19 protein-coding genes are annotated in these 16,349 nt (G+C 65.3%); 5 read left to right on the top strand and 14 right to left on the bottom strand.

Annotated features, from left to right (window positions below):
• Positions 1–9 precede the first annotated feature (9 nt).
• The 3 genes from C0V78_RS11015 to C0V78_RS11005 are packed head-to-tail and all read right to left on the bottom strand — an operon-like array spanning position 10 to position 1,453.
• Positions 10–333 carry a hypothetical protein gene (locus tag C0V78_RS11015; RefSeq protein ID WP_101797755.1) on the bottom strand — a complete coding sequence of 108 codons (324 nt, stop codon included), beginning with the start codon at positions 331–333 and terminating at the stop codon, positions 10–12.
• Positions 333–536: a toxin-antitoxin system HicB family antitoxin gene (locus C0V78_RS11010; protein WP_101797754.1), complete on the bottom strand. Its 204-nt coding sequence runs from the start codon at positions 534–536 to the stop codon at positions 333–335. The genes C0V78_RS11015 and C0V78_RS11010 overlap by 1 nt, the downstream gene beginning before the upstream one ends.
• An 8-nt stretch (positions 537–544) precedes the next feature.
• A complete protein-coding gene (locus C0V78_RS11005; protein WP_101797753.1) occupies positions 545–1,453 on the bottom strand; it encodes an SPFH domain-containing protein in 909 nt (302 codons plus the stop codon).
• Positions 1,454–1,733: 280 nt separating this feature from the next.
• Here C0V78_RS11005 and C0V78_RS11000 point away from each other — a divergent pair, with 280 nt between their 5' ends.
• Both C0V78_RS11000 and C0V78_RS10995 read left to right on the top strand, forming a co-directional pair.
• Complete coding sequence (locus tag C0V78_RS11000; protein WP_101797752.1) at positions 1,734–1,913, top strand: YdcH family protein; 180 nt, start codon at positions 1,734–1,736, stop codon at positions 1,911–1,913.
• A gap of 78 nt (positions 1,914–1,991) precedes the next feature.
• A complete protein-coding gene (locus C0V78_RS10995; protein WP_101797751.1) occupies positions 1,992–2,993 on the top strand; it encodes a TerC family protein in 1,002 nt (333 codons plus the stop codon).
• A gap of 71 nt (positions 2,994–3,064) precedes the next feature.
• Here C0V78_RS10995 and C0V78_RS10990 read toward each other — a convergent pair whose 3' ends face one another.
• The 4 genes from C0V78_RS10990 to C0V78_RS10975 all read right to left on the bottom strand — a co-directional run bounded on the left by C0V78_RS10990 (position 3,065) and on the right by C0V78_RS10975 (position 7,480).
• Positions 3,065–3,376 carry a P-II family nitrogen regulator gene (locus C0V78_RS10990; protein WP_101797750.1) on the bottom strand — a complete coding sequence of 104 codons (312 nt, stop codon included), beginning with the start codon at positions 3,374–3,376 and terminating at the stop codon, positions 3,065–3,067.
• Positions 3,373–4,350 (bottom strand): sodium-dependent bicarbonate transport family permease, encoded by a 978-nt coding sequence (locus tag C0V78_RS10985; protein ID WP_101797749.1) that lies wholly within the window; start codon positions 4,348–4,350, stop codon positions 3,373–3,375. The genes C0V78_RS10990 and C0V78_RS10985 overlap by 4 nt, the downstream gene beginning before the upstream one ends.
• Positions 4,351–4,446: 96 nt before the next feature.
• Positions 4,447–6,219 carry a DNA helicase RecQ gene (recQ, locus tag C0V78_RS10980; RefSeq protein ID WP_101797748.1) on the bottom strand — a complete coding sequence of 591 codons (1,773 nt, stop codon included), beginning with the start codon at positions 6,217–6,219 and terminating at the stop codon, positions 4,447–4,449.
• A gap of 76 nt (positions 6,220–6,295) precedes the next feature.
• Positions 6,296–7,480, bottom strand: a complete 1,185-nt coding sequence (locus tag C0V78_RS10975; RefSeq protein WP_101798326.1) for a serine hydrolase — start codon at positions 7,478–7,480, stop codon at positions 6,296–6,298.
• An 86-nt stretch (positions 7,481–7,566) separates the two neighbouring features.
• Here C0V78_RS10975 and C0V78_RS10970 point away from each other — a divergent pair, with 86 nt between their 5' ends.
• Positions 7,567–7,839 (top strand): hypothetical protein, encoded by a 273-nt coding sequence (locus C0V78_RS10970; protein ID WP_101798325.1) that lies wholly within the window; start codon positions 7,567–7,569, stop codon positions 7,837–7,839.
• Between the two features lie 7 nt (positions 7,840–7,846).
• On the opposite strand, the gene metH is transcribed toward C0V78_RS10970, so the two are convergent.
• Genes metH through C0V78_RS10950 form a run of 4 tightly spaced genes read right to left on the bottom strand, consistent with a single transcriptional unit; the run spans position 7,847 to position 13,371 of the window.
• Entirely contained in the window at positions 7,847–10,462 is a 2,616-nt protein-coding gene (gene metH, locus C0V78_RS10965; RefSeq protein ID WP_101797747.1) for a methionine synthase, read from the bottom strand.
• Positions 10,463–10,466: 4 nt separating this feature from the next.
• Positions 10,467–11,513 (bottom strand): homocysteine S-methyltransferase family protein, encoded by a 1,047-nt coding sequence (locus C0V78_RS10960; protein ID WP_101797746.1) that lies wholly within the window; start codon positions 11,511–11,513, stop codon positions 10,467–10,469.
• Positions 11,510–12,397, bottom strand: coding sequence for a methylenetetrahydrofolate reductase [NAD(P)H] (metF, locus tag C0V78_RS10955; RefSeq protein ID WP_101797745.1), 888 nt, complete (start codon positions 12,395–12,397; stop codon positions 11,510–11,512). The genes C0V78_RS10960 and metF overlap by 4 nt, the downstream gene beginning before the upstream one ends.
• Complete coding sequence (locus C0V78_RS10950) at positions 12,394–13,371, bottom strand: metalloregulator ArsR/SmtB family transcription factor (protein WP_101797744.1); 978 nt, start codon at positions 13,369–13,371, stop codon at positions 12,394–12,396. Before C0V78_RS10950 ends, metF begins: the two co-directional genes overlap by 4 nt.
• A gap of 196 nt (positions 13,372–13,567) precedes the next feature.
• On the opposite strand from C0V78_RS10950, the gene C0V78_RS10945 reads away from it, so the two are divergent.
• Both C0V78_RS10945 and C0V78_RS10940 read left to right on the top strand, forming a co-directional pair.
• Entirely contained in the window at positions 13,568–13,852 is a 285-nt protein-coding gene (locus C0V78_RS10945) for a hypothetical protein (RefSeq protein ID WP_101797743.1), read from the top strand.
• 68 nt (positions 13,853–13,920) lie between these two features.
• A complete protein-coding gene (locus C0V78_RS10940; RefSeq protein ID WP_101798324.1) occupies positions 13,921–14,127 on the top strand; it encodes a hypothetical protein in 207 nt (68 codons plus the stop codon).
• On the opposite strand, the gene arfB is transcribed toward C0V78_RS10940, so the two are convergent.
• Genes arfB through C0V78_RS10925 form a run of 3 tightly spaced genes read right to left on the bottom strand, consistent with a single transcriptional unit; the run spans position 14,124 to position 16,343 of the window.
• Positions 14,124–14,531, bottom strand: a complete 408-nt coding sequence (gene arfB, locus C0V78_RS10935) for an alternative ribosome rescue aminoacyl-tRNA hydrolase ArfB (protein WP_101797742.1) — start codon at positions 14,529–14,531, stop codon at positions 14,124–14,126. The two genes, C0V78_RS10940 and arfB, sit on opposite strands and share 4 nt — an antisense overlap.
• Positions 14,524–15,180 carry an RluA family pseudouridine synthase gene (locus tag C0V78_RS10930; RefSeq protein WP_101797741.1) on the bottom strand — a complete coding sequence of 219 codons (657 nt, stop codon included), beginning with the start codon at positions 15,178–15,180 and terminating at the stop codon, positions 14,524–14,526. Before C0V78_RS10930 ends, arfB begins: the two co-directional genes overlap by 8 nt.
• Positions 15,177–16,343: a pyridoxal phosphate-dependent aminotransferase gene (locus C0V78_RS10925; protein WP_101798323.1), complete on the bottom strand. Its 1,167-nt coding sequence runs from the start codon at positions 16,341–16,343 to the stop codon at positions 15,177–15,179. Before C0V78_RS10925 ends, C0V78_RS10930 begins: the two co-directional genes overlap by 4 nt.
• Between the last annotated feature and the right edge of the window lie 6 nt (positions 16,344–16,349).

The following is a 16,349-nucleotide window of genomic DNA, read 5'->3' as shown; positions in this document are numbered from 1 at the left end:
GTAAATGGCTCAGCGGCCCTTGCGCCGCGCCTGCTGGTCCTGCTGCCGCTTGATGGCCAGCAGTTCGTCCATGTCGAAGATTTCGCTGCGCGCCTTCATCCACACGACCATGCGCCAGCCCCACAGCGCCATCGCCGCGGTATAGAGCAGGGTATAGACCGCCGCGAGGCCACCGCCGGGGTGCCTGCCCATGGCCCACATGAACAGCCCGGTCTGCGGCAGCATGGCGAGCAGCCACAAGAACGAGAGCTTCCACCCTGTCGCGTTGCGCGGCTGGATCTTCAGCGACCAGCGGCTCTTGTAGCAGACGAAAGGCTTGTCCTCCTCGCGCATCAGTCCGTCTCCTTAGGCGGCCTGCCCCGGCGCGGCGGCTCGACAGCAGCGATCTTGATACCCCGTCGCGCCAGGGCTTCGCGCAGCAGCACCTCGACCTCGGCATTGACCGACCGGAAATCAGCCGCCGCGACCCGCTCCAGCGCCGCGTAGAGCGCCGGGTCGAGCCGCAGGGGGAAGGATTTGCGCGGTGGGACAGCCATCGGACCAGTCAGTAAAGCGAGCCCGCGTTGACTACCGGCTGGGTATCGCGCTCGCCGCAGAGCACGACCATCAGGTTCGAGACCATTGCCGCCTTGCGCTCGTCATCGAGGTGGACGACGTCCTTTTCCGACAGCTGATGCAGCGCCATCTCGACCATGGTCACCGCGCCCTCGACCAGCTTCTTGCGCGCCGAGATCACGGCCTCCGCCTGTTGGCGGCGCAGCATGGCCCCGGCAATTTCGGGCGCATAGGCAAGGTGCGTAAGCCCGCATTCGTCCACCGTGATGCCGGCGATCTTGAGCCGCTCGTTCAGTTCCGTGCGCATCTCGGCGTTCACGTGATCGTGGTGGCCGCGCAGGGTGATTTCGTGGTGTTCGATATCGTCATAAGGATAGCGCGAACCGATCGAACGGACCGCGGCCTCGATCTGCACGAAAACGAAGGCCTTGTAGTCATCGACATCGTAAAGCGCCTGCGCCGTATCGGCCACGCGCCAGACGACGTTGGTGGCGATTTCGATCGGGTTGCCGCGCAGGTCGTTGACCTTGAGCTTTTCGGAAACGACGTTGTTGGCCCGGACCGAGATCTTGGTCTTGCCCATCCACGGCCAGACCCAGCGCAGGCCGGTATTGCGGTCAGTGCCGCGATAGGACCCGAAGAGGGTGATCGCCGCCGCCTGGTTGGGCTGGATCATGTAGAACCCGCTCGACAGCACGACGAGAGCGACGATGCTGAGGCCGCTGGAAACGAGAAAGCCGAACACCTGCTCCTCTGCCGGATCGCCGCCGGCAAAGGCAATGATGCGCCAGATGGTCAGGACCAGCAGCGCGAGGAAAAGCACGAAGATCAGGTAGCCGCTGGTGCTCCATGCACTGCGTTCGCGGCTGGAATTCATGGCGGGATGGCTGTCTGACATCGCATTGCCCCTCTGCTTAAAGTGATATCATATTAATATCGCGATTCGACCTTTCGTCAATAGGCTCTTGAAAGTGGAACGAATCACTCCTATTAAGAGGGGGCGGAACCGGGCCCCTCTGGCGCGGCGCACTGGCCGGAAATGGCAGTACGCCTCGTGATGTCGGACCGCATCGGATGTACCGATGTTTCTGGGTCCGGGTCGTTCCCCCCTATCCCTCCCCCGGAACCGGGACACGGTGCATCCGATCGAACTCAACTGTTCGATAGGGAGATGACCTATGTCCGATCGTGTTTTCCGATTGATGGAACGCCACCAGCGACTCGATGAAGCGCTGCGCATTGCCATGCGGCGCAAGGGTATCGATCCGTTCGAGATCGCTCGGCTCAAGAAGCTGAAGCTGGCGATCAAGGACAGGATCGCGGCTGTATTGCGCCGCAAGACCAAGGCCATCGGCTGACTTTTCTCATGCCGCTGGCAGCCGGGACGGGAGCGCATGCCCGCCCCGGCACGCGGCGTTTCAACAGGGACTGATTAAATGGAATTTCTCACCGCCGACTGCCTCGGCACACCATTGTGGTTCTGGCTGACCTTCGGCGTCATCGTCCTGGCCCTTACCGCCTTCGACCTTGGCGTCCTGCATCGCGAGGACCGCGAGATGGGCATCGGCGAATCGCTGAAGCTCTCGGCTTTCTACATCGCCATCGCCATGGCCTTCGGCGCCTGGGTCTGGGTGGAAAAGGGCGCCGACCTGGGCATGAAGTACTACACCGGCTTCTTCATCGAGAAGGCGCTGTCGATCGACAATGTCTTCGTCATATCGATGATCTTCGCCTTCTTCGCGATCCCGGCAAAGTACCAGTACCGCGCGCTCGTCTGGGGCATCCTCGCGGTGATCGTGCTGCGCGGCCTGATGATTGCCGCCGGGGCAGCGCTGGTCGAGCAGGCCTACTGGGTGCTCTACATCTTCGCGGTGTTCCTGATCATCACCGGCGTGAAGATGTTCTGGGCAACCGACCACGCGCCCGACATTTCGAAGAACCCGGTCGTCCGCTGGATCTCCACGCACATGCGGGTGACCAAGGAGCTCCACGGCCAGCACTTCTTCGTCAGGGTGCCCGATGCCAAGACCGGCAAGCTGGCCCTGGCCGCGACGCCGCTGTTCCTCGCACTGGTCGTGATCAACCTGGCCGACCTGGTCTTCGCGGTCGATTCGGTGCCGGCGATCTTCGCGATCACCACCGACACCTTCATCGTCTATACCAGCAACATCATGGCCATCCTGGGCCTGCGCGCGCTCTATTTCGCGCTGGCGGCGATGGTTCACCGCTTCCACTACCTGAAGTACGCGCTGGCAGCGGTGCTGGTGTTCATCGGATCGAAGATCCTGATCGCCGACTTCGTGCTGGGCGGTGCCAAGTTCCCGCCGGTGTGGAGCCTTGGCGTAACCTTCGGCCTGATTGCCGCCGGCGTGCTCTACTCGCTGTGGAAGACCCGCGGCGAGGAGCATGAGCCCGCCGCGGCGCCGGAAAAGGCCTGACCTGCTTCAGGCCATAACGAGGTCTCCAGGGAGGGCGTCCGCATCACGGTGCGGGCGCCCTTTCCCTTTCTTCAGAACCGCTCGCCGCGGATCACTTCGACATCGTAGACGGTGATGACCAGCCCGTGCGTTTCTATGCGGGGCGCCAGCAGTTCAAGCAGGTGGCCGACCTTCTCCTCGTTGGAGACGGCAACGAACATCCGCTTTGCCACCGAGCCGAAGCCATCGTCATCGCGCCAGGTGCCGGATCGCCCCTCGCCCGAATGAACCGGCAGCAGGCTGTGGTGCGGGATCCCGGCTTGTCTCGCCTTCTCGACCAGCCAGTCGGTGAGGGGAGCATCGACCAGGATATCGATGCGCTTGCGGGTAAAGGTCTGGATCATGAACCGGTCTCCCAGCCCAGCAGGCTGACCGCCAGGCTGCTGAACAGCGGAATCCCGGCGAGGATGTTGAAGGGAAAGGTCACTGCCAGCGACATCGACAGGTAGATGCCGGGATCGGCATCGGGCAAGGCAAGTCGGATGGCGGCGGGAACCGCGATATAGGAAGCGCTGGCAGCAAGCAGGGCAAAGGCCGCCCCGGTGCCGGGATCAAGGCCGAGCGCCGCGGCAAGGGCAAGCCCGATCGCTCCGTTTACCAGCGGCAGCGCCAGGGCAATCGCGACCAGCCGCCAGCTCAGCCGCCGGCTTTCGCGGAAACGGCGCATGGCGATCAGGCCCATGTCGAGCATGAACAGGCAAAGCAGCCCGGTGAATCCGGCGACGAATACCGGAGAAATGGTCTGGAACTTGTCCTTGCCGATCGCCAGGCCGATCAGGAACGCGCCCAGCAGCAGCACGACCGAACCGTTCAGCAGCACCTCGCGCCACAAGTGCCCGCCACCGGCCGGTTCGTCGCGATCGCGCGCAGTGCCGGCGGTACGGGCAAGCAACAGGCCGCTGACGATTGCGGGCGTTTCCATCAGGGCCATCACCGCGACAAGATAGCCTGCCGGAGCCATGCCGGCGCGGGTGAGAGAATCCGACGCCGTGACGAAGGTGACCAGGCTCACCGATCCGTAATGGGCCGAGACCGCCGCCGCATTCAGCCGGTCGAGCCCGCCGAGTGAGCGCAGCAGGGCAAAGGCCATGAACGGCACGGCGAAGCTCAGGCCCATGCCGGCGAGCGAGACCCAGCCCATCTCCGCGCTGAAACCGGCCTGCGAAACCTGCACCCCGCCCTTCAGGCCGATCGCGGCCATGAGGTAAAGCGAAAGGCTCTTCGCCAAGGGCTCGGGAACGGAAAGGTCGGATCGCGCTGCCGCGGCGAGAACGCCGAGCAGGAAGAACAGGATTACCGGTGAAAGAAGAATGTCCAAAGCATTTCGCCCGTTGCTGTTACGGCCGAAGACATCCCTTTACTGCGAACGATTCGCAGGTCAACCGGATTTTAATCGATCAGTTAAATTCGCTCTTCAATGCTGGCGGATCACGGAGAGAAAGGCATCGCCATAGGCTTCCAGCTTGCGCGCGCCGACACCGCCGATGGCACCGAGTTCGGCAAGGCTGGCGGGCCGCCTGGTCGCCATTTCGCGCAGCGTTGCATCGTGGAAGATGACATAGGGCGGAATGCCCGCCTCGGTCGCCAGCTCGCGCCGCAGGGCGCGCAGCGCTTCGAACAGCGGGTTGCCAACGGGGTTCGCCACAGCCTCACCGCGCGATCGGCGGCGGCCCTTTGCCGGGGGCAGGACCACTGCGAGCGGGAGCTCGCCCTTCAGGATGGCACGCGCATCGCCGGACAGCATCAGGCCGCCATGTTCGTTGGCCACTAGCGCCCCGCGCGCCTGCAGGGCACGGGCGACAGGCTTGATCAGCCGCGCTTCTTCGGCGCTGGCGATGCCGAAAACGGAAAGCCGGTCATGCCCGCGCTGGACCACGCGATCGTCGCTCGCCCCGACAAGGACTTTCTCCAGGTGGCCGATGCCAAAGCTCTGGCCGGTTCGGTAGGCAGCGGAAAGCAGCTTCTGCGCCACCACCGACCCATCGGCAACACCCGGCGCTTCCAGGCAGTTGTCGCAATTGCCGCAGGCTTGCGGCGGATCCTCGCCGAAGTGGCGCAGCAGCATGGCGCGGCGGCAGGTGGGGCTTTCCACCAGCATGGCCAGGGCATCGAGCCGCGCCCGCTCACTGGCCCGGCGGCTTTCGTCGAGTTCGGACAACCGCTCCCGCGCAAGGGCAAAGTCCTTCGCCGCCCAGAACATCACTGCCAGCGCATCGTCGCCATCGCGCCCGGCGCGCCCGGTTTCCTGGTAATAGGATTCGATCGACTTGGGCATGCCGGCGTGAGCGACAAAGCGCACGTCGGGCTTGTCGATACCCATGCCGAAGGCGACCGTGGCCGCCATCACCATGTCTTCGCTGGCCACGAAGGCCGCCTGGTTCGCGGCGCGCTCCTCAACCGGAAGGCCTGCGTGATAAGGCAGCACCCGCCTGCCCGTCGCCTCGGCAAGTCGTGCGGCGAGGTCTTCGACCTGTCGGCGCGTCGGCGCATAGACGATCCCGGGCCCCGGCTGCTGCTTCAGCAGGTCGCGCAATTGCTGGAAGCCGCTATCGCGGTGCGAGATGACATAGCGGATATTCGGGCGATCGAACCCTGCGATCACCAGCCCGTCGCCGGGAATGCCAAGCTGGGCAAGCACGTCCGCGCGGGTGTGCGCGTCAGCCGTCGCCGTCAGGGCAAGGCGGGGCACGCTACCGAAACTGTCCATCAGCGGACGCAGCGCGCGATAGTCCGGCCGGAAATCGTGGCCCCATTCGGAAACGCAGTGCGCCTCGTCTATGGCGAAAAAGCTGATCTGCCCGGCCCCGAGGAGTTCGCGAAAGTGCGGCTGGCTGGCGCGTTCGGGCGCGACATAAAGCAGGTCCAGCCCGCCTGCGCGGAAGCGGTCGATCGTTTCCTCGCGGTTGGCATCGGCGCTGGTTAGGCTGGCTGCACGGATGCCGTTGGCCTCTGCCGAGCGCAGCTGATCATGCATCAGCGCGATCAGCGGGGAAATGACCACGCAGGTCCCCGGCAAGAGCGTCGCGGGAAGCTGGTAGGTCAGAGACTTGCCCGCGCCTGTCGGCATGACCGCCAGGGTGGATTGGCCGCCCAGGACCCGGCGCACCACCTGTTCCTGCACCCCGCGAAAGGCGGAGAAGCCGAAGGTGGTGTGCAGGGCTGGGATCAGGTCGGCCGTATCGAGCATCGCCCGGCGGCTATGGCAGATCAGGGCTCGGGTGGGGAGCGCCAATCCTGCGGATTACCCCCGGAATTGATCCTGTTCAGCGGTGTTTCGCGCGATCTGCCAATGCTTCTTCCCGCGCCGTGAAAGCGCTGCGCCTGCCCGCATCGCCGTCGGGCACGGCAGTGGTGAAATAGGCGAGGCCCCGACCGGTCCAGGGATCGAACCACAGGCCGGACTTCAGGCCATAGGCATCGCCCGAATGGCCCAGGCGCATCACGCCGTCGCCGAACAGGTCATCGCGGCAGCCCGGCTGGTCATTGGCGATGCGCTGAGCGGCAAGGCCATAGGCGCAGAAGAACCCGGGCAAGCCGTCCTCTCCCAGGCCATTGCTGCCATCGAAGCTCCATACCGGCTTGAACAGGCGGGAATAGCTGGGCTGCGACAGGAAGCCCCGCGCCGTACTGCCGGCGGCAACCTGCCCGATGCGCGCCAGCCCCTTCATCGAAATCCGCAAGCCGCCCTGCGGCGAGAACAGCGAGCCATTGTCTCCCGGCCGGTATGCGGAAAGATCGCACGGCGCCCCTGCTTCAACCGCCACGGGGCAATCGGGCAGGCGCCCCTGAAGATCATCCTTCGCCACCTCGCCACTCGCACGGTAGAGAACCACCGCGCGCCTCACCGTTGCAGGCGAGCAGCCTTCGCCCCAGTTGAAGCAGGCATCCAGTTTCAGCGGCTTCAGCACCAGCCGGGCCATCAGCCGGTCGAACCGTTCGCCGGTTACCCTTTCCATCACGCTGGCGACGACTGGGAAGTTCAGGTTGGTGTAGTGGAACCAGTCCGTTCCCGGTGCATGGGCCTTGTCCCACACGCGCGGATCGGCCAGCCGTTCGCGAAGCGTGGTGCCCAGCGGGATGATGTAGAGGTCCGGCCCGTCGAGCAGGCTGGAGCGATGCGACAGCAGCATCTCCATCGTGATCGGCCGGTCTGGGAAGGCCGGGTTGCGCAGCGGCCAGCCCAGGTAATCGGAAACGTCGCGATCAAGGTCCAGCTTGCCCTGGTCAACCAGTCGCATCACCCCCATTGCCGTCACCAGTTTGGAAATGCTGGCCACGCGGACCGGATCGTCCGCCGTGACCTTGCGGCCCGTGCGGCGATCCGCCGCGCCTTCCGCCACTTCGACCTGCATTCCCTGCCGGTCGAAGCTGACCGTCACACTCGCCGGAACGGGATCTGCCGGTGGTGCCGGTTGCGCGGCCATGAGAAGCGGGATCAGGCGAAGCATCGGCGCGATGATAATGGCCCGCCGCGCCACGTCGAGCCTGTTTGCGCGCGTCGCACTGTGCCATGATAGGCACGAAGGGAATGCCGATGGACAAGTCTGCGAATATCGATGCCGCCGTCGAGCGCGCGGTCGAACTGGCCGCCGAAGTGGAAAGCGCCGGTGAGGCCAGCACTTCGGGCGAAGGGCTCGCCTTCATTCGCGCCGAATTGCACAAATGGGTCGATACGGTTGCGGGCGTGGTGGTCAACGCCGGCCTCGGCCGGGTGACGCTGATCCACGAGAACGGCCGCGAATCCAGCGTCGCCTCCAGCGAACTGCCTTACAAGCTTTCGCGCCCCGCCCGCTTCGACGGGAAATAGCAGCCGATCAATCCAGGTTGGGGCGCAGCCACCGCTCTGCCTCGGCCTCGCTGACACCCTTGCGCGCGGCATAGTCCGCCAGCTGGTCGCGCCCGATGCGGGCAACGCCGAAGTACTCGCTTTGCGGGTGAGCGAAGTAGAAGCCCGAGACGGCCGAGGTCGGCAGCATGGCCATGCTTTCGGTCAGCGTAAGGCCGGCGGTATTGCCGGCATCCAGCAGGTCGAACAGCACCGGCTTCAGCGTGTGATCCGGACAGGCGGGATAGCCGGGAGCCGGACGGATGCCGCGGTATTCCTCCTTGATCAGCGCCTCGTTGGTCAGCTGTTCGCCGGGCGCATAGGCCCACAGGGTGGTGCGCACATGCTGGTGGAGCCGCTCGGCGAAAGCCTCGGCAAAGCGGTCGGCCAGTGCCTTCAGCAGGATGTCGTTGTAATCGTCGTGGCCTGCGCGGAAGCGCTCGAGGTGGGGTTCGATGCCATGGATGCCCACGGCGAAGCCGCCGATCCAGTCGCCATCGGGATCGATGAAATCGGCGAGGCAATAGTTGGCCCGGTCGCGGCTCTTGCGGATCTGCTGGCGCAGGAACGGCAGGTGCAACGGCGGTACGTTGCCCTCAAGGTGCAGCACCACATCGTCGCCATCGCGGGCGCAGGGCCAGAAGCCGCAGACCCCCTTCGCAGTCAGCCATTTCTCGCTGACGATCCGCTCCAGCATGGCGCGCGCATCCTTGTAGAGCGCGCTGGCGCTTTCGCCGACGACCTCATCCTGCAGGATAGCGGGGAAGGTGCCGGCCAGTTCCCAGGCGCGGAAGAAGGGCGTCCAGTCGAAGCAGTCGACCAGGTCTGCCAGGTCCCAGTCGGCGAACACATGCAGCCCCGGCTGCTCCGGCGGCGGCGCCTTTTCGCTCATGTCCGCCTTGAAGCCATTGGCGCGCGCGTCCTCGATGGAAAGGAGCACACTCGCCTCCTTGCCTTCGCGCACGTCGCGCATGTGCTGGTATTCGTCGGCCGTCGCCTTGATGAAGCCTTCGGCCTGGGTGTCCGAGAGCAGCTGCGAGGCAACGCCGACTGCGCGGCTCGCGTCCAGCACGTGGACGACCGGGCCTTCATAGGCGGGATCGATCCGCAGCGCGGTATGCAGCTTGCTGGTGGTGGCGCCGCCGATCAGCAGCGGAATCGTTAGCCCCGCGCGCTGCATTTCCTCGGCCACAGTGACCATCTCGTCGAGGCTGGGCGTGATCAGGCCGGACAGGCCGATGATGTCCGCCTGCTCCTTCTGCGCGGTTTCGATGATCGTCGTCCACGGCACCATCACGCCAAGGTCGATCACTTCGTAGCCGTTGCACTGGAGCACGACGCCGACGATGTTCTTGCCGATATCGTGGACGTCGCCCTTCACCGTGGCCATCACGATCTTGCCCTTGGGCTTGCTCGCCGCCGTCTTTTCCGCCTCGATGAAGGGGATCAGGTGCGCGACCGCCTTTTTCATCACGCGGGCCGATTTCACCACCTGCGGCAGGAACATCTTGCCCGAGCCGAACAGGTCGCCCACCGTGTTCATGCCCTGCATCAGCGGGCCTTCGATCACCTCGATCGGGCGGCCGCCGCGATCGGCGATCTGCTGGCGGGCTTCCTCGGTATCCTCGACGATATGGGCGTCGATGCCCTTTACCAGGGCATGCTCGATCCGCAGCACGACATCCCAGCCGCGCCACTCCTCGGCGGCCTTCTCCTCGGCCTTGTCCTTGCCCTTGTAGCTTTCGGCGAGCGTGATCAGGCGCTCGGTCGCGCCTTCATCGCGGTTGAGGATCACGTCCTCGCAGGCCTCGCGCAGCACGGGGTCGATCTGGTCGTAGACGTCGAGCTGGCCGGCGTTGACGATGGCCATGTCGAGCCCGGCGGGGATCGCGTGATAGAGGAACACCGAATGCATCGCGCGGCGTACCGTCTCGTTGCCGCGGAACGAGAACGAGAGGTTGGAAAGCCCGCCCGAGAAATGGACATGCGGGCAGCGCTTGCGGATTTCCCGCACGGCCTCGATGAAATCAACGCCGTAATTGTTGTGCTCCTCGATGCCGGTGGCGACCGCGAAGACGTTGGGATCGAAGATGATGTCTTCCGGCGGGAAGCCGATCGACAGCAGCAGCTTGTAGGCCCGTTCGCAGATCTCGACCTTGCGCTCCTTGGTATCGGCCTGGCCCTTTTCGTCGAAGGCCATGACGACCACGGCCGCGCCATAGTCCATGCACTTTCGCGCGTAGTCGAGGAACGGCTCTTCGCCTTCCTTCATCGAGATCGAATTGACGATCGGCTTGCCGGAAACGCACTTCAGCCCGGCCTCGATCACTTCCCACTTCGAGCTGTCGATCATCACCGGAACGCGGGCGATGTCGGGCTCGGCCGCGATCAGCTTGAGGAAGGTGGTCATGGCGTGGACCGCATCGAGCAGGCCTTCGTCCATGTTGACGTCGATCACCTGCGCGCCATTCTCTACCTGCTGGCGCGCGACCTCGACCGCCTTGGCGTAATCGCCCGCGAGGATGAGCTTCTTGAACGCCGCCGAGCCGGTGACATTGGTGCGTTCGCCGACATTGACGAAGCGCGCGGAACTGGGTGTGGTCATCGGATCAGGCAGCCATGGTAAAGGGTTCGAGCCCGGCAAGGCGGGTAATGGGTTCAAGCACCGGAAGCTGTCGCGGCGGCACGTTCTTCACCGCCTGCGCCATGGCCGCGATGTGCGCGGGGGTCGATCCGCAGCATCCGCCCAGGATGTTCACCTGGCCATGTTCGGCCCATTCCCTGACCAGCGCCGCGGTGGTGCCGGGCATCTCGTCATACTGGCCCAGTTCGTTGGGCAGGCCGGCATTGGGATAGACCATGATCAGCGTATCGGCGATCTCGGCCAGCGCCTTCACGTGCGGACGAAGCTGGGTTGCTCCGAACGAGCAGTTGAGCCCGACGGTAACCGGCCGGGCATGGCGCACCGCGTGCCAGAAGGCCTCGACCGTGTGGCCGGAAAGGTTGCGACCGGAAAGGTCGGTCAGCGTCATCGACAGCATGATCGGAACCTCGCGGCCGAGCTCCTTCTCGAGCTGCTTGCAGGCCATGATGCCTGCCTTGGCATTGAGCGTATCGAATACGGTTTCGATCAGGATGAAGTCTGCCCCGCCTTCGACCAGCGCGGCTGCCTGTTCGCGATAGACATCCACCAGCGTGTCCCAGTCGATCTCGCGATAGCCGGGGTCGTTGACGTCGGGCGAAAGCGACAGCGTCTTGTTGGTCGGCCCGATGGCGCCGGCGACGAAGCGCGGCCGGCCATCCTTCGCCTCGAACTCGTCTGCAACGCGGCGGGCAAGCCGGGCGCTTTCGACGTTGATTTCGCGCACCAGGTGCTCGGCGGCATAGTCCGCCTGGCTGATCCGGTTGGCGCTGAAGGTGTTGGTCTCGGCGATGTCCGCACCGGCCTCGAAATAGGCGCGGTGAATGGCTTCGGGCACTTCGGGCCTGGTCAGCGCCAGGATATCGTTGTTGCCCTTCTGGTCCTTTGCCAGCCCCAGCGACCCGGCATAGTCCGCCTCGGTCAGCTTGCAGTTCTGGATCTCGGTACCGAAAGCGCCATCGGTGATGAGGATGCGCTTCGCGGCTTCGGCGAGCAGTTTTTCGCGGGCACTCATGCCTCGGTCTCCTTGGGACGCAGGCCCAGCAGGTGGCAGACGGCATAGGCCTGCTCCGCCCGGTTGAGCGTATAGAAATGGAAATCGCGTACCCCGCCTTCGTAAAGGCGGCGGCACATGTCGGCCGCGACCACGGCGGCAACCAGCGCGCGCGGGCCGGGACGATCGTCCAGCCCTTCGAACATGGCTTCCATCCAGCCGGGAATCTCGGTGTTGGCAGACATGCGCCGGATGGCGGCAAAGTTGGTCACCGGCATGATGCCGGGCAGGATCGGTGCGGAAATGCCCGCGGCCAGGACCTTGTCGAGGAAGCGGAAATAGGCCTCGGGCGAAAAGAAGAACTGCGTGATCGCCCGGCTGGCCCCGGCATCGAGCTTGCGCTTCAGGTTGTCGAGATCGGCATTGGCATCGACGGCCTCGGGATGAACCTCGGGATAGGCGGCGACCGAAATATCGAAGGCATGACGCGATGCCAGCCCGCCGACCAGTTCCGCGGCCGAGGCATAGCCATCGGGGTGCGGGGCAAAGCGCTGATCCGTTCCGGGCGGATCACCGCGCAGGGCAACGATGTGGCGCACCCCGGCTTCCCAGTACTGATCGGCAATTTCGGCAATCTCGCCCTTGCTTGCCGCAACGCAGGTGAGGTGCGCGGCCGGAACCAGGCTGGTTTCCCTGACGATCCGGGCCACGGTTGCGTGGGTCCGCTCGCGCGTCGAACCGCCGGCGCCATAGGTAACCGAAACGAAGGAGGGATCGAGCGGGGCGAGCTGCGTGATCGCATCCCACAGCTGCTCTTCCATCTTCTCGCTCTTGGGCGGGAAGAATTCGAACGAGACCGAAACGTCTCCGGCAAGGTCGGCAAAGAGGGGCGGCTGCAGGGTCATGCCGGTTGGGTCTTTCGTGCTTGCTTTACCGCCACGCGCGTGCCGGTCCAGATCTTGACGGTGAGTTCGCGCCCGGGGAGCGCGCAGGCGGGTACGGCTGCGAAGCCGGCATCGCTGAGCATGGCGAGCATGGCCTCGTCAGAGAAGCCAAGGCGCGCATGGGCATGGACGCTGCGCAGTTCCTCGCGGTCATGCGCGGCGAAATCGACCACCGCGATGCGTCCGCCCGGCCGCGTTACCCGCGCTGCCTCGGCCAAGGCGCCGCCCGGGTCCTGCGCATAGTGCAGGACCTGATGGAAGGTGACCGTATCGAAGGTGCCGGCGGCAAACGGCAGCTCGGAAAAATCGCCCTGCACCAGATCCACCTCACCGGCGGGAAGGTGCTGCAGGCGGGCGCGGGCGATGCGCAGCATTTCCGGGCTCTTGTCGAGCGCGGTGACATGGGCGGCGTTCGGGCTGAGCAACTGGGCGATGCGCCCCGTGCCCGTGCCGACATCGAGCAGCGCACCAATGCCCAGGCCAAGGGTTTCGAGCAGCGCGGCTTCGACCACTTCGTCACTGCTGTGGAGCGAGCGCAGCTGGTCCCACTCCCCGGCGTGGCGGGCAAAATAGGCGGCGGCCTGGTTTTCCCGCGCGGCGCGGATCGCGGCAAGGTGGCGGCGATCCTCGGCACAGCGGGCCGCGAACTGGGCATCGTCAGCCTCTGCCGCGTCAAGCAGGCGGGCAACGGCGGCCCCGATCGGGGGCGCGCGATCGGCGGCGACGGCGATGTGCAGGAACACCCACGAACCTTCGCGCCGACGTTCCGCCAGCCCGGCATCGCACAGGATGCGGACATGGCGCGAAACACGCGGCTGGCTTTGGCCGAGCACCTGTGCCAGTTCACCCACTGCCAGCTCCATGTGCGCCAGCAGCCGCATGATGCGCAGGCGGGTGGAATCCGCCAAAGCGCGCAGGGTGGGATCGATCTTCATTTGGCGGGTCATATAAAGAAATCTTTATATCCTATCAAGGCCGCATTCCGGCTATCGTCCCAGCGGTCCGCAACACGGCGATGGATACGGGAAAACGGCAAAATGGCGTTTGTCTTGAGCCCTTGTCGCCGCTAGAATCCTGCCCCGTGGACCGGCCGTGCGCCGGTCCTTGCGACTCGTGCCATAGGGACATGCCATGAAGAAGATTGCCTTTGCCGCTTTCGCCCCGCTTGCCGTGCTGGCGCTTTCCGCCTGCGGCAAGTCCGACGACCCGAACGCCGAAGCGAGCGCCGACAATGTCGAGATGCCCGCGGAAGAAGCGGTGAATTCGGCCGAAGCCAATGCCACCCCGGTTGCCGACAGCGCCGCCACCGAAGCCGCTGCCCCGGCCGCCAAGACCCCGGATGAGGTCAAGGCCGCTGCCGAGAAGACGGCGCAGGACTTCGAGGATCTGGAAAAGGCCGACGCGCCCAAGCAGTAATCCTGCCGGTAATGGATCGGGGCGCGGACCTTGCCGGGCCCGCCCCCGCAATCCGGAGAACACGCGACGTGAGACTCTCCGCCCTCCTGCCCCTCCTGCTGCTGACGGCCTGCGGATCGGGCAACGACACGCCGGGTGGCGTTACTGCAGGAGAAAACAAGGCGCTCGACGAAGCGGCGGAAATGCTTGACCAGCGCCAGCTGAGCCCCAGCGCCATGCCCGCGCGCCCACAGGGACAGCAGGCCGCTCCCGCGCCGGCCGCCAGCGCGAGCTAGTCGTACGAGACCTTGCCGCGCCCGGCCTTGACCGCGCCGCGCAGCTTCTTTCCCTGCAATCGCTTTTCCTTGCCCACGCGGTTGAGCCGGCTTTTCGCCCGCTTCTGCGGCAGGTCATGCGCGTCGCGAAGCAATTCGGCCAGCCGCTCGCGCGCATCGGCCCGGTTGGCTTCCTGCGTGCGAAAGCGCCGAGCGGTCAGCACCAGTTCGCCCTTCGCGGTCATCTTGCTGCCGGCGATCTGCTTGAGCCGGTGAAACACCTGCGGCTCAAGGCGCAGGGCAAACACGTCGAGCCGCAGCTGCACCGCGGTTGCCACCTTGTTGACATTCTGACCGCCCGGACCGGCAGCGGCGATGAAGCTTTCGCTCAACAGCGCCATGGCCCGGTCGATCACCTCATCCATCGGTGAAGCCAAGTGCGGCAAAGTCGGCCGGCAGGGGAGCCACGGCCTCGATCGGCGTCTTGCCCTCGCGGTGTACGACCAGTCCGGCGGCGTGCAGCATGGTGCGCGGGGCACCCTTGCCGCTGCCATAGACCGGATCGCCAAGCAGGGACGCCCCCAGCCCGGCAAGGGCATGAACGCGAATCTGGTGGGTACGCCCGGTCTCGGGCCGGAATTCGACGAGGGTCAGTCCGCCGCGCTCCGCCAGCTTGCGCCAGTGGGTAACGGCCGGCTTGCCCTTTTTTGCAGGGATCATCCGCCAGCCCTTTTCAGCGCTGGAAATCTTGCTGAGCGAGAGAGCAATGGTGCCCTCTTCGCCCTCGATGCGCCCGGCAACCACGCCGAGGTAGCGCTTTTCGACCTGCCGGTTCTCGAAGGCGGCGGCAAAGCGCTTCAGCGCCTTGGGGTTGCGCGCCAGCAACAGGCAGCCGGAGGTGTCCTGATCAAGCCGGTGCACCGGAACCGGCGCACGCTGGAAACCGAGCTTGAGCTCCTCCAGCCGGTCTTCAAGGCTCCTGCCGCCGGCGCGGGGCCGGTCAAGCGGCAGACCCGCGGGCTTGTCGATGACCAGCGCTTCGCCGTCTTCATACAGGATGGGGATGCTGCTCATGCCAGTGCTCCGGCAATGCGCCGCATCGCCTCTCCAAGTGTTGCCTCGTCGGCAGCGAAAGAAATGCGGAAGCCGTCGCGCCCGCCGAATGCCGATGCCTGGACAACCGCCACGCCATGATCGAGCAGGTGCATGACCAGCGCCCTGTCATCGCCGAACCGCGCCATCAGCGGGGCGGCATCGATCATGCAATAGAACGCGCCATCGGGCACAGGGGTATGCAGGCCCGCGATGGCATTGATGGCCGATACCACCAGATCGCGTCGTTGGCGGAAGCGCTCGCACCAATCGGCCAGGAAGCCCTGCGGCCCTTCGAAAGCGGCAACCGCGGCGGCCTGGCTGATAGAAGCGGGATTGCCCGAGGAATGCGATTGCAGCGTCTCCATCGCAGAGATCAGCCACGCCGGGCCTGTCGACACGCCGATGCGGAAGCCGGTCATGGCATGGCTTTTCGATACGCCGGACACCGTCAGCACCCGGTCTGCCAGATCGGGGCATTCCACCGCGAGCGTCGCGTGACGGCCCGGCACATAGCGCAGCGGCGCATAGATATCGTCGCTCATCACCAGCACCTGCGGGTGACGGCGCAGCACTTCGCCAATGGCCCGCAGTTCCTCTGCCGGATAGGTTGCACCCGTGGGGTTGCCCGGGCTGTTGAGCAGCAACCAGCGGGTCTGCGGCGTGATCGCGGCATCCAGCTGCGCGGCGCTGATCCGGAAACCGCCGGCAGCGAACGTTTCCATCGGCACCACCGTGCCGCCCGCAAAGCGCACGATCTCGGGATAGGAGACCCACCAGGGCGCGGGGATCAGCACCTCGTCGCCCGGATCGATTGTCGCGAGCAGCGCGTGATAGATCGCCTGCTTGCCCCCGGCGCTGACGATCACCCGCGAAGGCTGGGTTTCCAGCCCCAGGTCGCGGGAGAAATGCAGGGCCGCCGCTGCTTTGAGCCGCGCCGTGCCGCCCACGGCCGTATATTTCGTCTCGCCGGCATCGAGCGCCGCCTTGGCGGCTTCCACGACATGATCCGGCGTGGCGAAGTCCGGCTCTCCGACCGAAAGCGAGATGATGTCGCGTCCCTCGGCGCGCAGGGCCATGGCGCGGTCTGTCATCGCTGTTGTCTGCGACGGAGCGATGCGCGAAAGCGCCTGCGAAATCTTCATGCCTTG

This window comes from Novosphingobium sp. TH158 (assembly GCF_002855555.1).
GTDB lineage: Bacteria > Pseudomonadota > Alphaproteobacteria > Sphingomonadales > Sphingomonadaceae > Novosphingobium.
Note: the sequence above shows the minus strand (reverse complement) of the source record. Positions and strands in the feature narration are given on the sequence as shown.